This is a genomic window from Ruegeria sp. SATB027 (assembly GCF_059613825.1).
Window position 1 is genome coordinate 73,324 of sequence record NZ_JBXWTH010000032.1, and the last position, 20,352, is coordinate 93,675.

Here is a 20,352-nt window from a genome sequence, read left to right on the forward strand (position 1 = left end):
TTGTTAGCCTTCGAGAGTGATCATGCCCTATCGCACCCCAATTTCAGATTACCAGTTCCTGCTGGACCAAGTGGTCGGGTTCGACCAGGTCGCTGCGACGGATAAATTTGCTGATGCCAGCGGGGATGTGGTCAATGCGATCCTGACCGAAGCTGGAAAGATGTGCGAAGAGGTGATGGCCCCTCTGCAGCGTCCCGGTGATCTGGAACCTGCACGGCTTGAAAACGGCGTGCTGCGAACTTCTCCGGGATATGCAGACGGCTGGAAGGCAATTGCCGAAGGTGGCTGGATCGGGATCAGTGGTAATCCTGAATACGGGGGGATGGGGCTGCCTATGACCATCACCACGGCGGTCAACGAGATGATGAGTGCCGCCTGCCTGTCGCTGCAACTTGCGCCGCTTATGTCTCAGGGCCAGATCGAGGCGTTAGAGCATCACGCCAGCGACGAATTGAAAGCGCTGTATCTGCCTAAGATGATGACGGGGGAATGGTCGGGCACCATGAACCTGACCGAAGCTCAGGCTGGATCGGATGTTGGCGCGCTGTCTGCGAAGGCTGAGCCGAACGGTGACGGGACATATTCGATCACCGGTCAAAAGATCTTCATCTCGTGGGGCGATACCGATTTCACCGAGAATGTCTGCCATCTGGTACTGGCCCGCCTTCCCGATGGGGTGCCCGGCACCAAAGGGATCTCGTTATTCCTTGTCCCCAAATTCTTGCCTGATGAAAATGGTGATCCTGGCGCGGCCAATGATCTGAAAGTGGTTTCGCTGGAACACAAGATGGGCTTGCACGGGTCGCCCACCTGCGTGATGCAATATGACAAAGCCAAAGGCTGGCTGGTGGGCGCCAAACATGGCGGTATGGCGGCCATGTTTACCATGATGAACAATGCGCGTCTGGGTGTGGGCGGACAGGGTGTGGGTGTGGCCGAAGGTGCATATCAGCACGCGGTGGCTTATGCGCTGGAACGGAAACAAGGCAAAACGCCGTCCGGGACGATCATCGATCATGCGGATGTGCGCCGTATGCTTTTGGATATGCGTGCTGATGTTTATGCCGCGCGCGCGATCCTGTTGGCCAATGCGGTTGCGATCGATATGGCAGAGGCCACTGGTGACGCCGATTGGGCTGCGCGGGCCGCGCTGTTGACGCCGATCAGCAAGGCGTTTGGTACTCAGACCGGGATGCGTGTGGCTGAAACAGGGGTCCAGGTGCATGGTGGCATGGGATATATTGAGGAAACCGGCGCAGCTCAGTTCTATCGCGATGCGCGTGTCACCGCGATCTACGAGGGCACCAACGGCATTCAGGCGATGGACCTTGTTGCGCGGAAGATGATGGACGGGGGCGAGGCTGCTTCGAACCTGCTGGATGAGATTGAAGACCAGGCTGAACGCGCCCGTGCATCACTGCCTGATCTGGCGGGCCCTGTTTGGGAAGCCACCGAAACGCTGCGCGAGGCGACAGAATGGCTGGTGGCACAGGACGATATGAATAACCGCTTTGCAGGCGCAGTTGCTTATCTGCAGGCTTTTGCCCGAGTGCTGGGCGGGCACTATCACCTGACCGCCGCCCTTGCCGACCCAGAGGGGCCGCGGGTGAAACTGGCGCGGTATTATATCAACGCCCTGTTGCCCGAACATACGGGCCTTTTGGCACGGGCACAGAACGGGGCGGATGACCTTTTCGCGCTGAGCACGGACGAGTTTGCAGTTTGATGGACGGGGATCACGTATTGGGGATCAGATATCCGTGGTCTGAACCGCCCGCGCAGGGCGAAGCCACCGAGATTGCCCAAGGTGTTCTCTGGATGCGCCTGCCCCTGCCTATGGCGCTGGACCATGTAAATATCTATGCACTGGACGATGGCGACAGCTGGACGGTGATCGATACGGGGCTGTCCTCGAACAAGACGCGGCGCATCTGGGAAGCGTTGATGGCCGGACCTCTCGCAGGCAAGCCGATCAGGCGGGTGGTGGTGACTCACCATCATCCCGACCATGTTGGCAATGCCGGATGGTTTCAGACGGAACACGGCGCCGAGCTGGTGACAAGCCGCACCTCGTGGCTGTTCGCGCGGATGCTGACGCTGGATGTGCAGGAAACCTGGCCGCAAGAAACGCTGGATTTCTATCGCAGCGCGGGCATGGCATCCGAAGTTTTGAACAAACGGATGGCGGACCGGCCCTTTAATTTTGCCGACACGGTCTATCCCATGCCGCTGGGTTTTACCGGGATCCAGCAGGGTGATGTGATCCGTATGGGCGGACGTGACTGGGACGTTCATATGGGCAATGGCCATGCACCGGAACACGCCACCTTCTGGAGCCGCGATGACAATCTGGTACTCAGCGGCGATCAGATCTTAAGTTCGATCAGTCCCAATCTGGGTGTCTATGCGACCGAACCCATGGCCGATCCGGTGTCAGGATGGATGGAGGCCTGTGAGAGGCTTCAGGCGCTCGCCCGTCCCGATCATCTGGTTTTGGGCGGGCACAAACTGCCCTTCACGGGTCTACCGTTGCGTATGAAGCAGCTGATTGACAACCACCATGGCGCGCTGGAACGGCTGCTGGATCATCTGGATCAGCCCAAATCTGCCGCTGACTGCTTTATGCCGCTGTTCAAACGTACAATCCGCGAGGGTGAGTATGGCCTTGCGCTGGTCGAGGCGGTTGCACATGTAAATCACCTCTACCACATTGGTGCAGTAACCCGGACGCAACGCGCGGATGGGGCATGGTTGTATCAACGCAAAGGGTAGACGAATGCAGGACCAGATCGAAACCTCGGCCGAGGCCGCAGAAGCCGCAGCTTTGCCAAAGTGTTACGAGGTGCACGCCGATCCCAAAGCCGAATCCGGAAGCAAAAAACTGCCCGAGACGTTGAAAAAACCGGTGGCTAGCAAGAGCCCCGCACAATGGGCATACGAGCGGTTAATCCTGTACATCCAGAATTTCGAACAGACGCTGGACGGCGATCATGAGGTCGCGATGGGGTTCACCGGTGGCGATGCAGGTGTAATGCGGATCGAGGGGATGGGTTATTTCGACCCCGACATGATAACCTTTTACGGGTCCGACGGGACCGGAGCCCGCACGCAACTGGTGCAACATGTCAGCCAGTTGAACGTGATGTTGCGTGCGCTTCCCAAATCGGTTGAAGACAAGCCAGCCAACCGCATCGGGTTCCGCCTAGCTGCAGACCTGAAAGACAGCTGACTTGCAATTCACGTTTGCGCGCCTTTGAATGAATGTATCAGTTCGGAGGCGACCGCGTGAGCAGATATTTCCATGCCGTAACACATGCCTACGCGGGGGCCTGGGCCCGGCGTCGGGTTTTTGTGCCTATCTATATCGCTGTCCGGTTGCTGCTTGTGGCGTTGATTGCGCCAGGGGTGGCGCTGGCGGTCAATCTGGCAGTCTCTCTGTCTGACCAGACGGCCTTGACCGATCAGGACATTGCCATGTTCCTGCTGTCTCCGGTCGGGTTTATCTCGTCTGTTGTAGTTCTGAGTTTGTTTCTGTTGGCTGAGGTCTTTGTGTTCTCGGTCATGGCCGGGTCGCTGCGCATGGGCGAACAGGATCCCTGGCGTGCTGGCAGTGCGGCGCTCGCATTGATCCTGTCCCGTTTCCCGGCGTTGTTCGGATTTGCCGTGCGTTTCATCCTGCGTGTCCTGTTGCTTGCCCTGCCATTCGTGGCTGTCGCTGGCCTGATCGCTTGGTGGACGCTGACTGAATATGACATCAACTATTACCTGACCTTCCGCCCCCCCGCCTTCAAGGTGGCGGTTCTTCTGATCGGAGTGGTTGTTCTTGTACTGGCGTGGCTTTTGATCCGCCGCCTGTCCGCCTGGGCGCTGGCCCTGCATTTGGTCCTTTTCGAACGAACTGCGCCCCAAGCAGCGTTTGCCCAAAGTGCGCAGAAAATGGAGGGCAAGCGCGGGCGGTTGAAGATCGAGCTTGTCCTTTGGCTGGGGATGCGCCTTGTCATCGCCGCTTTGATTGCCGCAGTGGCCAGCCATTTGTTTACTTTCGTACCCGTGCAGGACGGCGGCAACCTCAAGCTGGCCCTGACCTTCAGTTTTGTCGTCGCTGGGCTCTGGTCATTGGCGGGGCTGGTTTTGGCAGCAACGGCGCTGGGCGCGCTGGCCGTCTTGCTGGACGGGTTTTTCGATACAGACGGAAAAAAGATCGCTCACCCAGAGCCCCGGAAAATTCGGGTGCCTGTATTTGTGACAGTGGGTGCATCCCTAGCCGCGTTGGGTATTGGCCTTTGGTCAGGTCAAAGTCTGCTGGAACGTGTGCAGGCCCCAGATCATGCCGAGGTCATTGGCCACCGAGGTGCTGCGGCCTTGCGGCCGGAAAACACGATGGCCTCGGTTCTGAAAGCCATCGAGGACGGCGCGGATTGGGTTGAAATCGATGTTCAGGAATCCGCGGATGACGTAATCATCGTGGCCCATGACAGCGATTTCATGAAGCTGGCGGGTGTTAACCTGAAGGTCTGGGATGCCACAATGGCGGATGTGGCCGATATCGACATCGGCAGCTGGTTCGACCCGGAATACGCCTCGGAACGCACGCCAACTCTGCGTGATGTGCTGGAGGCGGCCAAAGGCAAGTCCAGGGTTCTTATCGAACTGAAATACTATGGCCATGATATCGATCTGGAAAACCGGGTGATCAAACTGGTGGAAGAGTTGGAGATGCAGGACGACGTCGCCACCATGTCGTTGAAATACCCGGCTGTCCAAAAGATGAAGAAACTGCGCCCGGACTGGCGTTCGGGTGTATTGGCGGCCACAGCCGTTGGTGATCTGTCGGGGTTGGAGGGCGAGTTTGTCGCCGTTAACGCAGGGATGGCGACGCCGGGCCTGATCCGAAAGGTTCACGATGCCGGCAAGGATATCTATGTCTGGACAGTGAACGATCCGCTGCAGATGTCCAAAATGGCGTCTATGGGCGTTGATGGTCTGATTACCGATCGCCCGGCTATGGCCAATGAGGTTCTGCGCGTGCGCGCTGAAATGGGACCGGCAGAGCGGCTGATGTTGTGGCTGGCCACGGCGTTCGGATTACAGGTCGACACCAAGGCGATGCGCGATGAAAGCCCTTAATCTGTCGCTGCTGTTACTCATCATTCCGCATGTTGCCTTGGCACAGGACTTGATGCGCCGGTTCGAAATGCCTGCCCATCGCGCCTTGATGGACCAGAGCAACGGAGCCGAGCTGCAACCATTTGAAACAGACGGGTGTTCGGGTGGGTTGTCTGCAAGCTGGCGCTGGGTGGCAAAGCAATTCCCGCAGGTTGGTGAACTTTTTGAAGAACATCCACCTTGGGAAAACTGTTGTGTGATCCACGACCGGGCATATCACAATGCTGGCGGCGCGGATTCGGCCGAGGAAAGCTATGACGCGCGTTTGGCGGCGGACGATGCCCTGCATGCCTGTGTTGCGGCGCATGGAGATCTGAACGCCGACGAATATGCGGATCGCTACGATATGGAACCTGATCAGATCCGCACCATTCATGCGATCACTGCGGATGCCATGTATGGGGCGGTTCGTTTCGGTGGCGGGCCGTGCAGCGGCCTGCCCTGGCGGTGGGGGTTTGGGTATCCAGGATGCTCGGTCCTCAAGTAAGCGCGCCCTGCGCGCGAATGACGTGGTGACAGGCGTTTTGTTTTCCATTATCCAACAGGTCAAACACGCGAATTGGGATTCTGAGACTCATGGCTGAATACAAGCACGGCGAAATGAACATCGACGTTCAAACCAAAACTTTTAACGGTTTCATCAAAGCCACTACCTGGTGTGTGGTTGCAATCGCCTTGTTGTGCCTGTTCCTGGCAGTTTTCGCCTCGTAAGCAACTCGGGGGCGGCTTTGCTCAGGATATTGACTGCGTGTCTTTTGGCCGCAACGTTGACTGGTTGCGCTGCATCACAGCGCCCGCAGGCGGATCAGACTGAAATCACGTCCCGCTCCTATCGCGATCCGGGGCCATCGACCCTGACCTTGTACACGATGATCAGCACCCGGACTGGTTCGGGCGCGCATACGTCGCTGATGATCAGCGGCAGTGAGCGGGTTATTTTCGACCCGGCAGGATCGTTCCGGGCGGATGTTGTACCGATCAGGAACGATGTGCTGTACGGTATTACCCCGAATGTCGAACGTGCATATCGCAGCAGCCACGCCCGCGAAACACATTATGCGCGCATCCAGACGATCGAGGTCACTCCGCAGCAGGCCGAAATTGCACTGCAACTGGCCAAGCAGATGGGCCCGGTAGCTGGTGCATTCTGTGCAAACTCTACCTCGCAACTGTTGCAGCAGGTTCCGGGGTTCGAACAGATCACGACCACATTCTATCCGGTCAAACTGTCCGATCAGTTTGGAGCGTTGCAAGGCGTTCAAACGGCGGAGTACCGTGAAAACGACGACGCGGACCTGCAGAAGGGACTGGCGTTCAACAATGCGCGCCTGAACCAGCTGGACGCGGCTTCATCCAACTAAATACAGCAATATGTAAAGTGTTGCCGCCCCGGTAAAGATGGCGGCCAGCACATTCTTGGTTAGAATGCCCACAGACAATGCAACCGCTGCGGCCGACATACGGGGTATATCCGGTTGTCCTTCGGTGGCTGCAGGCCAAACCACCAGCGGCGCGATCAGTGCGGGCAGGATGGCCACGGCTGTATATCGAAGGTGACGTAACAACCAGGGCGGCATCGGGCGATCACCGACGAGACCGATGAAGGTAAAGCGCAAAGCATAGCTGCCCACCGCAAGACCCGCGATGATGATCCATATTGTTGTCTGGTCGATCTGGTTCATGGCGCGTTCCGCTTTAGCATCAATTCTGCCTGCGCACCGGCCATCATCCCTGCTGCGCCCGCGATCAGCAGGCCCAGATTGAACGGCACACTCACGGTCAGCAGGGCAACAACAATGGCGACCAGGGCGGCAATGACATGGGCCAGCGTACGCATCATTGGCCCAATCATCGCCAGAAAGGTGATCGGCAGGGCAAAGTCCAGCGCCCAGCTTTCCGGTATTTGAGCACCCAGCACGGCACCCAGACAGGTTCCCAAAACCCACAGCGGTGTGATCGGAGTGACCGAACCCAGGAAATAGGCCATTCGCTGGGGGATCGTCAGATCAGGCTCTTTTTCGAACTGCGCGATTGAACAGGCGTAAGACTGATCAACGATCAGGTAAGCCGCACATGCTCTCTGCCACAAGGGCGCGGCACCCAGAAACGGCGTCAGTGATGCGGAATACATCGCAACCCGCAGGTTCACTGCCAGGGCCGAGATCAAAACGATGATTGTCGGCGTTTCATCCTGCAGAAGTTGCAGAGCTGTAAACTGCGCAGCGCCTGCAAAAACGGTGATGGAAAAGGCGATGGTCTGCACGATATTCAACCCGGCTTCTGTCGAGAAGACACCGAACAACAGACCAAAAGGCACAGCCACGAAGACAAACGGCGTGCCGTCGCGAAAACCTTTCCAGAAGTATGACTTGGATGTGGCAGAGGCCATGGCTAAATCCTATGGTGACGCCAGCAGCAGTATCGGTCTTGTGGAGGGGTTGCAATTGGTCACCGAAACCGACGTGTCAGACTATGTAATCGCTCCTGATCCGGGCGCGGCCCGCCTGACCCGTGCGGTCGAGGGTGTGGACCAGAATGGCGAGGTCAGCCAGATTTCAGTAGTTGAAGAGCGCCCACTGACGATCTTCCTCAACGCGCAGGAAATTGTGACGGCGATGACCATTGGCGATTATCCCGAGTACCTGGCGCTGGGTTTTCTGCGAAATCAGGGCATGTTGCTGGCTGATGATGAGATTACCCGTGTCGATTACGATGATGATCTTGAAACCGTTGTTGTCCGCACCGCACGCGCGACTTCGTACGAAGACAAGCTGAAGAAAAAGACACGCACCAGTGGCTGCGCTGTGGGAACGGTGTTCGGGGACATGATGGAGGGCCTTGAGGGCGTTCAACTGCCACAAGTGCAGGTGCGGACCTCGTGGCTTTACGAACTGGCGGCCAAGATCAACCGCACCCCGTCGCTTTATCTTGAGGCCGGGGCAATTCATGGGACTGTACTGTGCCGCGAAAACCGCCCGCTGGTTTATATGGAAGACGTGGGTCGCCATAACGCTGTCGACAAGATCGCAGGCTGGATGCTGTCCGAGGGTGCTTCGGCAGAGGACAAGATCCTTTACACCACCGGTCGCCTGACATCCGAGATGGTGATCAAAACGGCGATGATGGGCATTCCCGTGTTGGCGTCCCGTTCCGGCTTTACCGCCTGGGGTGTCGAGATCGCGCGTGAGGTCGGCCTTACGCTGATCGGTCGGATGCGCGGACAGCGCTTTGTTTGTCTTTCCGGTGAGGAACGGTTGGTTCGTGATGTGGACCCGTCGACGGTTGTGGCCGAAGACAGGAAACACCGGCGGAAGAGTAGCCAATGAGTGATGAAAACAGAAAACCTCTCGGCGTTATCCTCGCAGGCGGGCAGGCCACCCGGATGGGCGGTGGTGATAAAGGCCTATTGAAGATTGGCGGGCAGACCCTACTGTCCCATGTCGCTGACCGGCTGTCTCCTCAAGTCGATGGTTTGGCCCTGAACGCAAATGGTGACCCCAAGCGTTTCAGCGGTCTGACACTACCTGTTCTGCCTGACACAATTGAAGGCTTCGCTGGCCCTTTGGCCGGCGTTCTGGCGGGGCTAGATTGGGCGGCAGATCAGGGGGCCGACAGCATCGTAACGGCTGCCGCAGATACACCGTTCTTCCCTCGTGATCTGGTGGCGCGTCTGCAAGAGGCGGCAGCGGGGCAGGTGCATCCTCTGGTCTTGGCCACTACTCCGCGAACGGGCGACGAAGCGCTGAAATCCGGTGGGGGCAGGCGGGTCAACCGGCACCCGACCTTTGGGCTCTGGCCTGTGGCTCTGCGCGATGATCTGCGGGCGGCTCTGACGGACGGGTTGCGCAAGGTCGTGCTGTGGACTGATAAACACGACGGGCGCGAGGCTTTGTTCCAGGCCGACCCGTTTGATCCGTTCTTCAACGTCAATACGCCTGACGATTTGGACCGCGCCCGGACATTGTTGGAGCAGGTATGAGAGTCTACGGCGTCACTGGCTGGAAAAACGCAGGCAAAACAGGGCTGATGGAACGGCTGGTGGCCGAGATCACGGGGCGGGGCTTTACCGTCTCAACCGTCAAGCACGCGCATCACGGCGTCGATGTGGATCAGCCGGGCACGGACAGTCATCGTCACCGCGTTGCTGGCGCCAGCGAGGTGTTGCTTGCGTCGGGGCAGCGCGTTGCCTTGATGCAAGAGCTGCGCGGCGCACCCGAGCCGCCATTGGGCGAACTGCTGGCGCGGCTTTCACCGGTTGATCTGGTGCTGGTTGAAGGCTTCAAGCGGGAAGGCCACCCAAAGATCGAGGCGTTTCGCGCCGAGGCGGGAAACCCTCTGATCGCGATTGAAAACGATACCATTCGAGCCGTTGCCAGCGACACGGCGCTGGAACTAGATCGCCCGGTTTTCGACCTGAACGACACAGTCAGGATCGCGGACTTCATATTGGATGAGGTCGGTTTGTGACCCTGTTCCAGACCTTTGCCATGGTGGACTGGTCTGGTGGAAATGACACCGGACCAACACCGCGCAAAGACGCGATCTGGGTCTGTCTTGCGCGTGAAGGGCAGGCACAGGAACCCGAATACCTGCGCAACCGGGCGCTTGCCGAGGCGTGGCTGGATGCCCTGATCCGCACCGAACTGAAGGCAGGTCGCCGCCTGTTTCTGGGGTTCGATTTCCCTTTTGGATACCCGAAGGGCTTTGCCCGCGCGATCACCGGAACGGATGACCCCTTGACCTTGTGGGACTGGTTCGAACAGCATGTCGAAGACGGTCCGAAAACGAACAATCGTTTCGACTTGGCGGGCCGGGTCAATCGACAACTCGGAGGAAGAGGCCCATTTTGGATGAATGGCCTCGGGCGTGACATTGATGGTTTGCCGCGAACCAAGACGGGCTATTCCAATCCGTTTTCCGACCGTCGTGCGGTTGAAGCCTTGGCAAAAGGCAGTTTCACCTGCTGGCAGATGGCGGGTGCAGGCGCGGTCGGTGGGCAGGTGATGATGGGGCTTCCAGTTCTGAGCAGGCTCCGCCATCGCTTTGCCGGACAAGTCGCGGTCTGGCCGTTCGAGTCGTTGGATAGACCCGTTGCCTTTGTGGAAATCTGGCCGTCGCTCAGCTTGGGTGCGCCACCGGACGGGCGGATCAAGGATGCTTGGCAGGTCGAACAGGTCGCCTTGACTCTGTCGCGTTTGACAGAGCAGGAGTTGAAAGCGCAATTAGATGTTTCAGCGGCAGAGGAAGGCTGGATATTGGGTGTGACTCAGAAAAAGCCGAACATAGCCCCGCCACCATTGCGCAACGATTGTTTTGCGCTGCCAGCGGGTGTGGAGTGGACGCCGGTTGATGACGCCTTGGCCTATTTGCGCGGCAGGTTGCATCCGATTACCTCGGTCGAGGTGGTCGCGCTGAAAAAGGCGAGTGGGCGCATTCTGTCAGAAGATGTGACAGCCCAACGTTCCAACCCGCCGCAGCCGAATACAGCCGTGGATGGGTTCGGGTTCGCTGGTCCGGTTTCAGATGGGCCACAGGTCCTGCCGCTGGTCGATGGGCGTGCAGCAGCCGGTATCCCGTTCGACGGTGATGTTCCCGAGGGTCAGGCAGTGCGCGTTCTGACGGGTGCCGCGCTGCCTGACGGGGTGGATACGGTTATTCTGGAAGAGGATGTCACAGTTAAAGACGGGCATATCGCATTCCACGGCCCGCTGAAAAAGGGGGCAAATACCAGGCAAGCGGGCGAGGATGTGGCCGCAGGCGATCTGGCCCTGCCTACAGGGCGCCGATTGACACCGGCTGACCTTGCGCTGCTCACCGCTTTGGGCATTGCCGAGGTGAAGGTGCGCGAGCCGCTGCGTGTCGCCGTGGTATCGACCGGCGATGAACTGATCGACGCCGGAGAGTGCGCCGGACCGGGTCAGATATTCGACGCCAACCGCCCGATGCTGTTGTCTCTGGTCGAAAGGCTGGGGTTTGTACCTGTGGATATGGGGCGTGTTTCAGATGATCGGGACGCCCTGCGGGAACGGCTGGATCAGGCTGCGGAACAGGCAGATGTGATACTGACGAGTGGTGGCGCTTCTGCTGGTGACGAAGACCACGTATCTGCCTTGCTGCGCCAGGCGGGGGCGATGCAACACTGGCGGATCGCCTTGAAACCCGGTCGCCCTCTGGCTTTGGGGTTGTGGTCCGGAACTCCGGTCTTTGGACTGCCCGGCAATCCCGTTGCCGCCTTGGTCTGCACCCTAATCTTTGCGCGACCGGCGCTGGGCCTGATGTCTGGCGAAGGCTGGATCGAGCCGCAAGGGTTCGAAGTGCCCGCTGCCTTTGAAAAACGCAAGAAACCGGGCCGCCGCGAATACCTGCGCGCGCGCATACGGGAAGGCCGGGTTGAAGTCTTCAAGTCAGAAGGGTCGGGCCGGATCAGCGGGCTCAGCTGGGCCGAAGGGCTGGTCGAAATAGAAGATGGTGCCCGGCATATCCAACCCGGTGATATGGTTCGGTTTATCCCGTATGGCAGTTTTGGGTTGTGAAAATAACGGTCTCACGCGGTTTTTCTGATGCGGAACGCCCACTGGTGGCGACCCTGTTCTGGCAGGCATTTTCGGCGAAACTGAACAAAGTCATGGGTCCGGATGAAAAGGGGCTGGCTTTTTTCGAAACTTCGTTGAACCCGGATTTCGCGCTTGTTGCACGGGACAAGGAAGACCGGATTTTGGGGCTTGCAGGTTTCAAGACACGCGATGGTGCATTGGCCGGAGGCGGAATGTCAGACCTAGCAAAGGTCTATGGCTGGCTTGGGGCCATTTGGCGCGCCCTCATCCTCAGCATTTTGGAGCGCGAACTGAAACCCGGCGTGTTTCAGATGGATGGCATATTTGTGGCCGCGGGCTCGCGTGGCAAAGGGGTTGGTACTGCCTTGCTGGGTGCCGTTAAGTGTGAAGCGCGGAAACAAAACATGTCAGTGGTTCAGCTTGACGTTATCGACACAAACCCCCGCGCCCGCGCTTTATATGAGCGCGAAGGATTTCGGGCTGTGGGTGAAGAAAAAACTGGGCCTTTAAGTTATGTGTTTGGTTTCAGCAGCGCGACCAAGATGTCTTGGATCGTTTTGCCTGATTAATCAAACGTCCCGGCTACGCGCCCCAGCAACATGAACGCCCGCGCGGTGCGGGTCTCACCCAACGCGCTCAGTTCTGCATCGCTTGCGGTGGGCTCGAACTCGGCCATCATCTTGTCGAAGCGGCGAAGAAAATGGTGGGCGGCGTCGCGAAAAATGGGATCCTGTTTCATCCGCGCAGCTGTCAGCGCCAGCGAGGACCTGTCGCGTACACCCCCCAGCGCGGCAACGGCGCGACCCCGCGCGCCCTTCGCGAACTGACGCCAGATTTCGGGCCGGGCCATGTCAGGGCGCAGGTCGTCCATATAGATGCCTTCCTGGCTGAGCAGTGTAAGAACATCCTGCGAGGCTTGCACGATCTGCGCCGTCTTGCGGTCTTTCAGCGCCACGCGCAGGGCATTGAACCCTTCGGTGTCATTCTGAGTTTCCGGGAAGTTCAAGGCGCGGATAAAGGTATCGGTGCTCAGCGGTGGCGCAATTTCTTCCGCAGATGTGCCCAGTTCAAGCGAGGTTTGAGCACCCGCAACGAGTGGTTTTGCAGGGGCGTAAGGGGGCGTTGTGCGCTTGGTCGAAAATGTTGCCAGCGCGCTTTCGGTTTTTCGCGTCGCGGCTGCGATCTCATCCAGTTTCTTTGCTACCGCAGGTTCGTAGGTGCTGGATGCGCGCTGCTGCTGCGCGACATACGCCTGACGGATCGCATCAATCGCAGTTTGCAGCCGCGCGCTTTCCTCGCGCATCACGCGGCTGGCACGCATGGCAGTCGCGGCGACCCAGATCATCGCCACAGGCATGAAAACGGCCAGAAAGGTGACAACAAAACCACCGCTCTGCGCCTTACCCGGCAACACCAGAAAAACAACCGACACCACCAGCCAAATCAGGCTGAGCACCAATGCGGCAATCTCAATCTCGGTGACAGACGGTGCCTTTGGGCGGTCATAGATGCCCAGCGAAGTCGGTCTTTCAGTTTCCGGGTCAGGTTTGGGCCCCGACATTACATGCGCTCCGGTCAGGCGTACTTGATACTCAGAATTTCATAAGAGCGCACGCCGCCAGGGGTGCGCACCTCGACACTGTCACCTTCGTCCTTGCCGATCAGGGCGCGGGCGATGGGGGATTTGATATTCAAAAGGCCAGCTTCGATATTGGCTTCATATTCACCGACGATCTGCCACGTCTTTTCTTCGTCGGTATCCTCGTCAACCAATGTAACCTTTGCGCCAAACTTGATCGCGCCGGACAGTTTTGCAGGGTCAATTACATCCGCCAGTGACAGGATACCTTCCAGTTCCTTGATGCGACCTTCGATAAACCCCTGCTTTTCGCGGGCTGAATGATATTCGGCGTTTTCTTTCAGGTCGCCAAGTTCTCGCGCCGATGCGATGGCTTCGATGATCGCAGGGCGTTCGACGGATTTGAGGTTCTTCAGCTCAGCTGCGAGTGCGGCATTGCCCGCAGGCGTCATCGGGATCTTTTCCATACTCTCTACGTCCACGCATAAACTGACTCGCCCCGCCGCACAGAAGCGTCGGGGCGAGTCCTAGGTTGACGATTACCTGACCCAAATACCACGTGAATTGCAAGGGGTGTCAGCAGGTGCAGCGATCAATTTGCAACATTGCGCCGGCGGGATTGTTTCGGGTGTGGCCTATGGCGATGGTCCGGTTGCCCACCCTTGCACCATCGCTTTGAAGGCGTGCAGAGCCACAGCATCTCAATCATATTGAACCACTTCAAACTCGATGCCGTTGTCATCCCTGAAATAGAACCGACGCCCCGGTTCGTAATCGGCATGATTATGGGGTTCGAACCCGGCCTTGCGCACCTTGGCCTCGGTTGCATCGATATCTTCGACCAGAACACCAACATGATTCAGCCCGCCGACGATATCGTAGCTGCTTTCGACCAATGGTTTCGGCGCATCTGGTTTGTAAAGCGCAAGATAGGTGTGGGCCGATCCGACATGCACCGTGTATCCGCCTGATATTGCGGGTCCTTCCCACCGTGTTTTCCAGCCAAAGACCTGCTGCATCCAGGCGGCCGAGGCCTGTGGGTCGCTGACAGTGAAATTGGTATGTTCAAGCGTTGCCATCATGGGATCTCCTTTTTTGGCTTGTTTCGACTCACCGTAATTTCTAAACCTAACTTTAGGTCAAGGTATTTCTTCGAGGGCGACATGGCTGTTTCAGAAGGGTTGGCAATCGGGGCATTGGCCCGACGTACGGGGTTGGCCGTTTCAGCGATCCGGTATTACGAAGCACAGGGTTTGATTGCGCCCTGGCGCAATGCGGGTGGGCAGCGACGTTACCAGCGGGCGGATATCCGGCGGCTGAGCTTTGTCATGATCGCACAGCAGTTCGGCCTGACCTTGCCTGAAATTCGCGAGGTCTTGTCGGGCTTGCCGGGAAAGCGAACACCGACACCTCAGGATTGGAAAGCCATAAGCGTGCGGTTGCGCACTCATCTGGATCAGCGAATCGATACCCTGATGCGATTGCGCGACAATCTGGACGGCTGCATCGGGTGTGGGTGCCTCAGCTTGCCGAAATGCAAGCTTTATAACCCCGATGACAGGGCAAAATCCCATGGTAGCGGTCCCAGATACCTGATGGGTGATGCACCAGAGGACTGATGTGTCGAATAGCGCCCTTGTTACGCCGTGTTTCGATTGACCAAAGTCTTACTGACCATGTAATCAGCCGTGAAACAAAATTGCGCAGATCCTGCAGTGACAGCGCCAATTCGGAAAGTAAGCTAGGGAGCCCGCGATGGCCGAGATTGAACGCGAAGCAATGGAATATGACGTGGTGATCGTAGGCGCAGGTCCTGCGGGCCTGTCGGCGGCCATTCGTCTGAAACAGCTGGATGCGGATCTGAACGTTGTCGTTCTGGAAAAGGGCTCGGAAGTGGGCGCTCATATCCTGTCTGGCGCAGTTCTCGATCCCTGCGGGCTGGATGCTTTGATCCCGGATTGGAAGGCTAAGGGTGCTCCGCTGAACGTGCCGGTGCATGAAGACAATTTCTACATGCTGGGCGAGGCAGGTAAAATCCGCATCCCCAACTTCCCGATGCCGCCGCTGATGAACAACCATGGCAACTACATCGTTTCGATGGGCAATGTTTGCCGCTGGATGGCCGAGCAGGCTGAGGAACTGGGCGTGGAAATCTTCCCCGGCATGGCCTGTTCCGAACTGGTTTACGGCGATAACGGTGAAGTCAAAGGCGTAGTGGCCGGTGTCTTTGGTCTGGAAGCGGACGGCTCTTATGGCCCCAACACCGAGCCGGGTATGGAATTGCACGGCAAATACGTCTTCCTGTCGGAAGGTGTGCGCGGCTCACTGTCCAAGGAAGTCATCGCCAAATACGACTTGTCTGCCGGCAAAGAGCCGCAGAAATACGGCGTCGGCATGAAAGAGATCTGGGAGATCGATCCGGCCAAGCATAAGGAAGGTACGGTCACGCACACAATGGGCTGGCCTCTGGGCGGCAACGCAGGCGGCGGGTCGTTCATCTATCATCTTGAAAACAATCAGGTCTATGTCGGCTTTGTGGTTCACCTGAACTACAAGAACCCGCACCTGTACCCCTACATGGAATTCCAGCGCTTCAAGCATCACCCGATGGTGGCCGAGCTGCTGAAAGGCGGCAAGCGCGTGGCTTACGGTGCCCGTGCGATCACCGAAGGCGGCCTTCAATCGATGCCCAAGCTGGTGGCGCCGGGCGTGGCGCTGCTGGGCTGTTCCGCGGGCATGGTCAACGTGCCGCGCATCAAGGGCAACCACAATGCGATGCTGTCGGGTAAGGCCGCGGCTGAGGCTGCTTATGACGCGATCAAGGCTGACCGTTCGGGCGATGAGCTGACCGCTTATGAGGCCGATGTCCGCAATGGCGCAATTGGCAAGGACCTGAAGAAGGTGCGCAACGTCAAGCCGATGTGGTCCAAGTGGGGCATGATCCCCTCGCTGGTGCTGGGTGGTTTGGACATGTGGACCAACACATTGGGCTTTTCGCTCTTTGGTACGCTAGGGCATGGCAAGAACGATGCCCAGTCGACCGAGGAAGCCAGCAAGCACAAGCCGATCGATTATCCCAAGCCCGATGGCACGCTGTCCTTTGACCGTCTGACCAACGTGTCCTTTGCGGCAACCAATCACGAGGAAAGCCAGCCCTGCCACCTGCGCCTGACGGACCCGGATATCCCGGTCAAGGTCAACCTGCCCAAGTTCGACGAACCGGCGCAGCGCTATTGCCCGGCAGGCGTGTACGAAATGGTCGAGGATGACAACGGTCCGCGATTCGTCATCAACTTCCAGAACTGCGTTCACTGCAAAACCTGTGACATCAAGGATCCAAGCCAGAATATCACCTGGACCACGCCGCAGGGTGGCGACGGACCAAACTATCCGAACATGTAAGCAAAAAACCGGCAATGGCAGGGTCGTGAAGGCTCTGCCATTGCCTCTTGCCGACCGAAGCCCTAGCTTAACCGTCAGTCAACGATAGTAAGGCAGGATTTCGGTGGTTTCCCTGGTTCGTCGCGCGGCATTGTCCGTGCTGCTCATGTCGTCGGTCGCAGTTCCGGCCTATTCGGATTCGGGTGCCGGTTCATATCTGGCCGGGCGTCAGGCGATCTACGAAAGCGACTATTCTGCGGCGGAAAGATACTACGCCCAGGCTCTCAGGTTTGATCCGGAAAACGCGCTGCTCTTGGAAAGCGTTGTTGTCGCCCGCCTTGCGCTGGGGGAAATTGCCCGTGCTTTGCCCGTTGCAAAGCAGATCGAGGAAGCCAACCTTCCCAGCCAGGCCGCGCGCATGGCGATTTCGGCCAATTTGATTGCTGACGGCAAGTTTGACGAACTTCTGGCGCGTGACCCTGAAACGCAGGGGATCGGTCCTTTGGTTGATGGGCTGATGATCGCATGGGCCCATCTGGGGCAAGGTGAAATGACGAAGGCCATGGAGCAGTTCGATGCCGTGGCCACGCAGGAAGGCCTCAGGGAATTTGCGCTGTATCACAAAGCCATGGCACTGGCCTCTATCGGCGATTTCGAAGGTGCCGAGGTGATATTTGCGGATAATAACGGCGCGGTTGCGCGGTTCTCGCGTCGGGCCGCGCTGGCCCGTACAGAGGTGCTGTCACAGCTGGATCGCAACGAAGACGCCATTCGATTTCTGGACGATGTGTTTGTTTCCGGTAGCGATCCGACCATTGAAGCCTATACCGGCCAATTGACCGCGGGCGAGACGCTTCCGTTCACCCATGCGGGCTCTGCGCTGGATGGCATGGCGGAAATATTCTTTACCGTTGGTGCCGCATTGAACAGCGAGGCTTCGGCTGACTATGTCCTGCTTTACGCGCGACTGGCGAGCTTTCTGCGCCCTGACCACGTGGACGCCATTCTGCTGAGCGCGGAATTGCTGGACAAGCTGCAACAGTATGATCTGGCTGTTGCCGCCTATCGTATGGTCCCGGCAGGCAGCAATGACCACCATGCCGCAGAACTTGGACGAGCCGAAATCCTGGATAAATCCGGAAAAACCGATGCGGCCATCGAAGTTCTGCAAAACCTGGCGCTGCAAAACCCTGATTTGCCCAGCGTGCATGTTTCTCTGGCAGATCTTCAGCGTCGTCAGGAAAACTATGCGGCTGCGGTTGCCTCTTATGACACTGCGATTGCTTTGACGGACAGTCAGGCAGGTGGGAATTGGTTCCTGCACTACGCGCGCGGCATAAGCCACGAGCGGCTGAAGCAGTGGGATCAGGCTGAAACCGATTTCCGCCGGGCGCTGGAGTTGAATCCGGATCAGCCGCAGGTGCTGAACTACTTGGGCTATTCTTTGGTAGAACGGAAAGAAAAGCTGGATGAAGCGCTGGACATGATCCAACGCGCGGTCGAAGCCCGCCCGGATAGTGGCTACATCGTGGATAGTCTGGGTTGGGTTCTGTTCCGTCTGGGTCGTTACGAAGAAGCGGTCGAGCATATGGAGCGCGCGGTCGAGCTGATGCCTGTTGATCCGGTCGTCAATGATCATCTGGGGGATGTCTATTGGGCTGTTGGACGTGCGCGCGAGGCCGAGTTCCAATGGAAGCGGGCGCTGTCCTTTGTTGACCCCGAAGACACAGATGGCGAGGCTGACCCAGATCGCATTCGACGCAAGATCGAGGTCGGACTAAGTGCCGTTCTGGCCGAAGAAGGTGCGGAACCTTTGAAAGTCGCAAATGGAAATTAAGGCGTTTGCGCCCGCCAAGATCAACCTGACCCTGCATGTGACCGGACGTCGTAAGGACGGTTATCACCTGTTGGATTCGTTAGTGGTTTTTGCTGATCTCGGCGATCAGTTGACATTCACACCCGGCCCCGAGCTGACTATGGACGTGAGTGGGGAGTTTGCTGAAGGCGTGCCCACGGACAGCCGTAATCTGGCCTGGAAAGCGGCCGAAGGCGCCGGCTGGACCGGGCATATCGACCTGATCAAGTGTCTGCCCCACGGGGCAGGTATAGGGGGTGGGTCATCGGATGCGGCGGCCACGCTGAATATGCTGGGCGGTCTGGGCCGTGACATCCCGCCTGACCTGCCGTTGTCACTGGGGGCAGATGTGCCCGTTTGTCTCGAAAACCGGGCGATCAGAATGCAAGGCATTGGCGATTGTTTGGCGGCGGTGAACCTTCCGAACCTTCCTGCCCTTTTGGTCAACCCGAATGTGCCGGTGCCGACAGGAGCCGTTTTCAACGCGCTGGCGTCCCGAGACAATCCGCCGATGCCTGAGCTGGTTCCAGATTTTGAAGACGCTGTAGCCTGTGCCCTTTGGTTGCGTGATCAACGCAACGACTTGCAGGTACCTGCCATGGGCGTTGCACGTGAGATCGAGCAGGTTCTGGACGAGTTGAACATGACCAGTCGTGCCCTTGTGACGCGCATGTCGGGGTCAGGATCAACCTGTTTTGCCCTATATCCCACAATGAAAGACGCGCATCTCGCGGCCTATGAGATCGGTGCGGCGCATCCTGACTGGTGGTGCCGCGCGACGCAGCTTAACTAAGACGCGAGACCACGTAATCGGCCAGTTCGCGCAGCAGGCTGCGAATTTCATGATCGGGCAGAACATCCAAAGAAGCCTTTGCCTTTTTCGCCCAGCCCAAAGCGTCCTGCCGGGTTTTTTCCAGCGTTGCGTATTTGTCCATCAAACCCAGCGCATGATCCAGATCACCGTCCTGTTGGCGGCCTTTTTCGATCGTACGCTCCCAGAATGCGCGTTCTTCGGGCGTGGCCTGTGCAACAGCCTTGATGACAGGCAGGGTCAGCTTTCGTTCGCGGAAATCATCGCCCACATTCTTGCCGGTTGTCTTGCTGTCCCCTTGATAGTCCAGCAGGTCGTCTGCAATCTGGAATGCGATCCCCAATGCGTCACCATAATCGAACAGGGCCTTGATCTGTTCTTCCGATGCACCGGCGATCACGCCGCCCACCTCGGTCGCAGCTGAAAACAAAGCTGCTGTCTTACCGCGCACGACCTGTAGGTAAACGCTTTCATCTGTCCGCAGGTCGGTTGCTGCGGTCATTTGCAGCACCTCGCCCTCGGCGATGGTTGCTGAGGCATTGGCCAAGATATCCAGAACCCGCAGCGAACCCGTTTCGACCATCAATTGGAAGCTGCGAGAAAACAGGTAATCACCGACCAGCACACTGGATTTATTGTCCCAAAGTAGATTTGCGGTCGGGCGTCCGCGCCGCTGCGCGCTCTCATCCACAACGTCGTCGTGCAGAAGGGTAGCGGTATGGATGAACTCGACCGTGGCAGCAAGGCGTACATGGTGCTCGCCCGAATAGCCAAACAGCCGCGCGGCTGCCAATGTCAGCATCGGGCGCAGGCGCTTTCCGCCCGCTTCGACCAGATGCTGGGTCACTTCGGGGATACGTGGGGCATGGTCCGACGCCATCCGGGTGCGGATCAACGTATTCACAGCCTCCATTTCACCCGCCAATATATCAGCGAGGCGCTCATGCGGTTTTGAGATCATGCCGACGGTCATCATTCTCCTGATACAAGGCTCGACTTCCGCCCC

The 20,352-nt window shown here is 58.1% G+C and carries 22 protein-coding genes; 16 read left to right on the forward strand and 6 right to left on the reverse strand.

What is annotated here, in order from left to right:
* Positions 1–22: 22 nt before the first annotated feature.
* The 7 genes from AC2FPW_RS07995 (at position 23) to AC2FPW_RS08025 (ending at position 6,527) form a co-directional block, all read left to right on the forward strand.
* Positions 23–1,726 carry an acyl-CoA dehydrogenase gene (locus tag AC2FPW_RS07995; RefSeq protein ID WP_496813157.1) on the forward strand — a complete coding sequence of 568 codons (1,704 nt, stop codon included), beginning with the start codon at positions 23–25 and terminating at the stop codon, positions 1,724–1,726.
* Positions 1,726–2,772: an MBL fold metallo-hydrolase gene (locus AC2FPW_RS08000; protein WP_496813158.1), complete on the forward strand. Its 1,047-nt coding sequence runs from the start codon at positions 1,726–1,728 to the stop codon at positions 2,770–2,772. The genes AC2FPW_RS07995 and AC2FPW_RS08000 overlap by 1 nt, the downstream gene beginning before the upstream one ends.
* A gap of 4 nt (positions 2,773–2,776) precedes the next feature.
* Entirely contained in the window at positions 2,777–3,229 is a 453-nt protein-coding gene (locus tag AC2FPW_RS08005; protein WP_267364542.1) for a DUF6173 family protein, read from the forward strand.
* A gap of 56 nt (positions 3,230–3,285) precedes the next feature.
* Complete coding sequence (locus AC2FPW_RS08010; protein ID WP_480832345.1) at positions 3,286–5,127, forward strand: glycerophosphodiester phosphodiesterase; 1,842 nt, start codon at positions 3,286–3,288, stop codon at positions 5,125–5,127.
* Positions 5,114–5,653, forward strand: a complete 540-nt coding sequence (locus AC2FPW_RS08015; protein WP_480832343.1) for a hypothetical protein — start codon at positions 5,114–5,116, stop codon at positions 5,651–5,653. The genes AC2FPW_RS08010 and AC2FPW_RS08015 overlap by 14 nt, the downstream gene beginning before the upstream one ends.
* 89 nt (positions 5,654–5,742) lie before the next feature.
* Positions 5,743–5,877 (forward strand): aa3-type cytochrome c oxidase subunit IV, encoded by a 135-nt coding sequence (locus AC2FPW_RS08020; protein ID WP_267364539.1) that lies wholly within the window; start codon positions 5,743–5,745, stop codon positions 5,875–5,877.
* Between the two features lie 17 nt (positions 5,878–5,894).
* Complete coding sequence (locus AC2FPW_RS08025; RefSeq protein WP_496813160.1) at positions 5,895–6,527, forward strand: hypothetical protein; 633 nt, start codon at positions 5,895–5,897, stop codon at positions 6,525–6,527.
* Here AC2FPW_RS08025 and AC2FPW_RS08030 read toward each other — a convergent pair.
* Both AC2FPW_RS08030 and AC2FPW_RS08035 read right to left on the reverse strand, forming a co-directional pair.
* Positions 6,516–6,848 (reverse strand): AzlD domain-containing protein, encoded by a 333-nt coding sequence (locus tag AC2FPW_RS08030; RefSeq protein ID WP_267364537.1) that lies wholly within the window; start codon positions 6,846–6,848, stop codon positions 6,516–6,518. The two genes, AC2FPW_RS08025 and AC2FPW_RS08030, sit on opposite strands and share 12 nt — an antisense overlap.
* On the reverse strand, positions 6,845–7,555 hold the full coding sequence (locus tag AC2FPW_RS08035; protein WP_267364536.1) for an AzlC family ABC transporter permease: 711 nt from the start codon (positions 7,553–7,555) through the stop codon (positions 6,845–6,847). The genes AC2FPW_RS08030 and AC2FPW_RS08035 overlap by 4 nt, the downstream gene beginning before the upstream one ends.
* Between AC2FPW_RS08035 and fdhD the strand changes: the two genes are divergently transcribed.
* Genes fdhD through AC2FPW_RS08060 form a run of 5 tightly spaced genes read left to right on the forward strand, consistent with a single transcriptional unit; the run spans position 7,554 to position 12,289 of the window.
* Complete coding sequence (gene fdhD / locus AC2FPW_RS08040) at positions 7,554–8,492, forward strand: formate dehydrogenase accessory sulfurtransferase FdhD (protein WP_480899223.1); 939 nt, start codon at positions 7,554–7,556, stop codon at positions 8,490–8,492. The two genes, AC2FPW_RS08035 and fdhD, sit on opposite strands and share 2 nt — an antisense overlap.
* A complete protein-coding gene (mobA, locus tag AC2FPW_RS08045) occupies positions 8,489–9,145 on the forward strand; it encodes a molybdenum cofactor guanylyltransferase MobA (protein WP_496813162.1) in 657 nt (218 codons plus the stop codon). Before fdhD ends, mobA begins: the two co-directional genes overlap by 4 nt.
* Positions 9,142–9,633: a molybdopterin-guanine dinucleotide biosynthesis protein B gene (gene mobB / locus AC2FPW_RS08050; RefSeq protein ID WP_496813164.1), complete on the forward strand. Its 492-nt coding sequence runs from the start codon at positions 9,142–9,144 to the stop codon at positions 9,631–9,633. Before mobA ends, mobB begins: the two co-directional genes overlap by 4 nt.
* Positions 9,630–11,699, forward strand: a complete 2,070-nt coding sequence (locus AC2FPW_RS08055; RefSeq protein WP_496813165.1) for a molybdopterin-binding protein — start codon at positions 9,630–9,632, stop codon at positions 11,697–11,699. The genes mobB and AC2FPW_RS08055 overlap by 4 nt, the downstream gene beginning before the upstream one ends.
* 44 nt (positions 11,700–11,743) lie before the next feature.
* Entirely contained in the window at positions 11,744–12,289 is a 546-nt protein-coding gene (locus AC2FPW_RS08060) for a GNAT family N-acetyltransferase (protein ID WP_496813166.1), read from the forward strand.
* On the opposite strand, the gene AC2FPW_RS08065 is transcribed toward AC2FPW_RS08060, so the two are convergent.
* The 3 genes from AC2FPW_RS08065 to AC2FPW_RS08075 all read right to left on the reverse strand — a co-directional run bounded on the left by AC2FPW_RS08065 (position 12,286) and on the right by AC2FPW_RS08075 (position 14,381).
* Complete coding sequence (locus tag AC2FPW_RS08065; protein ID WP_496813167.1) at positions 12,286–13,281, reverse strand: hypothetical protein; 996 nt, start codon at positions 13,279–13,281, stop codon at positions 12,286–12,288. The two genes, AC2FPW_RS08060 and AC2FPW_RS08065, sit on opposite strands and share 4 nt — an antisense overlap.
* A gap of 14 nt (positions 13,282–13,295) precedes the next feature.
* Complete coding sequence (gene greA, locus AC2FPW_RS08070; RefSeq protein WP_209506599.1) at positions 13,296–13,766, reverse strand: transcription elongation factor GreA; 471 nt, start codon at positions 13,764–13,766, stop codon at positions 13,296–13,298.
* Positions 13,767–14,000: 234 nt separating this feature from the next.
* On the reverse strand, positions 14,001–14,381 hold the full coding sequence (locus AC2FPW_RS08075; RefSeq protein ID WP_209598670.1) for a VOC family protein: 381 nt from the start codon (positions 14,379–14,381) through the stop codon (positions 14,001–14,003).
* Positions 14,382–14,462: 81 nt separating this feature from the next.
* Between AC2FPW_RS08075 and soxR the strand changes: the two genes are divergently transcribed.
* The 4 genes from soxR to AC2FPW_RS08095 all read left to right on the forward strand — a co-directional run bounded on the left by soxR (position 14,463) and on the right by AC2FPW_RS08095 (position 19,328).
* Positions 14,463–14,918 carry a redox-sensitive transcriptional activator SoxR gene (soxR, locus tag AC2FPW_RS08080; RefSeq protein WP_209598669.1) on the forward strand — a complete coding sequence of 152 codons (456 nt, stop codon included), beginning with the start codon at positions 14,463–14,465 and terminating at the stop codon, positions 14,916–14,918.
* A gap of 136 nt (positions 14,919–15,054) precedes the next feature.
* The gene (locus tag AC2FPW_RS08085; protein WP_480899229.1) at positions 15,055–16,701 is read left to right on the forward strand and encodes an electron transfer flavoprotein-ubiquinone oxidoreductase; all 1,647 of its coding nucleotides are present in this window, start codon (positions 15,055–15,057) and stop codon (positions 16,699–16,701) included.
* A gap of 145 nt (positions 16,702–16,846) precedes the next feature.
* On the forward strand, positions 16,847–18,517 hold the full coding sequence (locus AC2FPW_RS08090; protein WP_480910341.1) for a tetratricopeptide repeat protein: 1,671 nt from the start codon (positions 16,847–16,849) through the stop codon (positions 18,515–18,517).
* Positions 18,507–19,328 carry a 4-(cytidine 5'-diphospho)-2-C-methyl-D-erythritol kinase gene (locus AC2FPW_RS08095; protein ID WP_496813168.1) on the forward strand — a complete coding sequence of 274 codons (822 nt, stop codon included), beginning with the start codon at positions 18,507–18,509 and terminating at the stop codon, positions 19,326–19,328. The genes AC2FPW_RS08090 and AC2FPW_RS08095 overlap by 11 nt, the downstream gene beginning before the upstream one ends.
* Here AC2FPW_RS08095 and AC2FPW_RS08100 read toward each other — a convergent pair.
* On the reverse strand, positions 19,321–20,319 hold the full coding sequence (locus AC2FPW_RS08100) for a polyprenyl synthetase family protein (RefSeq protein WP_496813300.1): 999 nt from the start codon (positions 20,317–20,319) through the stop codon (positions 19,321–19,323). The genes AC2FPW_RS08095 and AC2FPW_RS08100 overlap by 8 nt on opposite strands.
* Positions 20,320–20,352 lie beyond the last annotated feature (33 nt).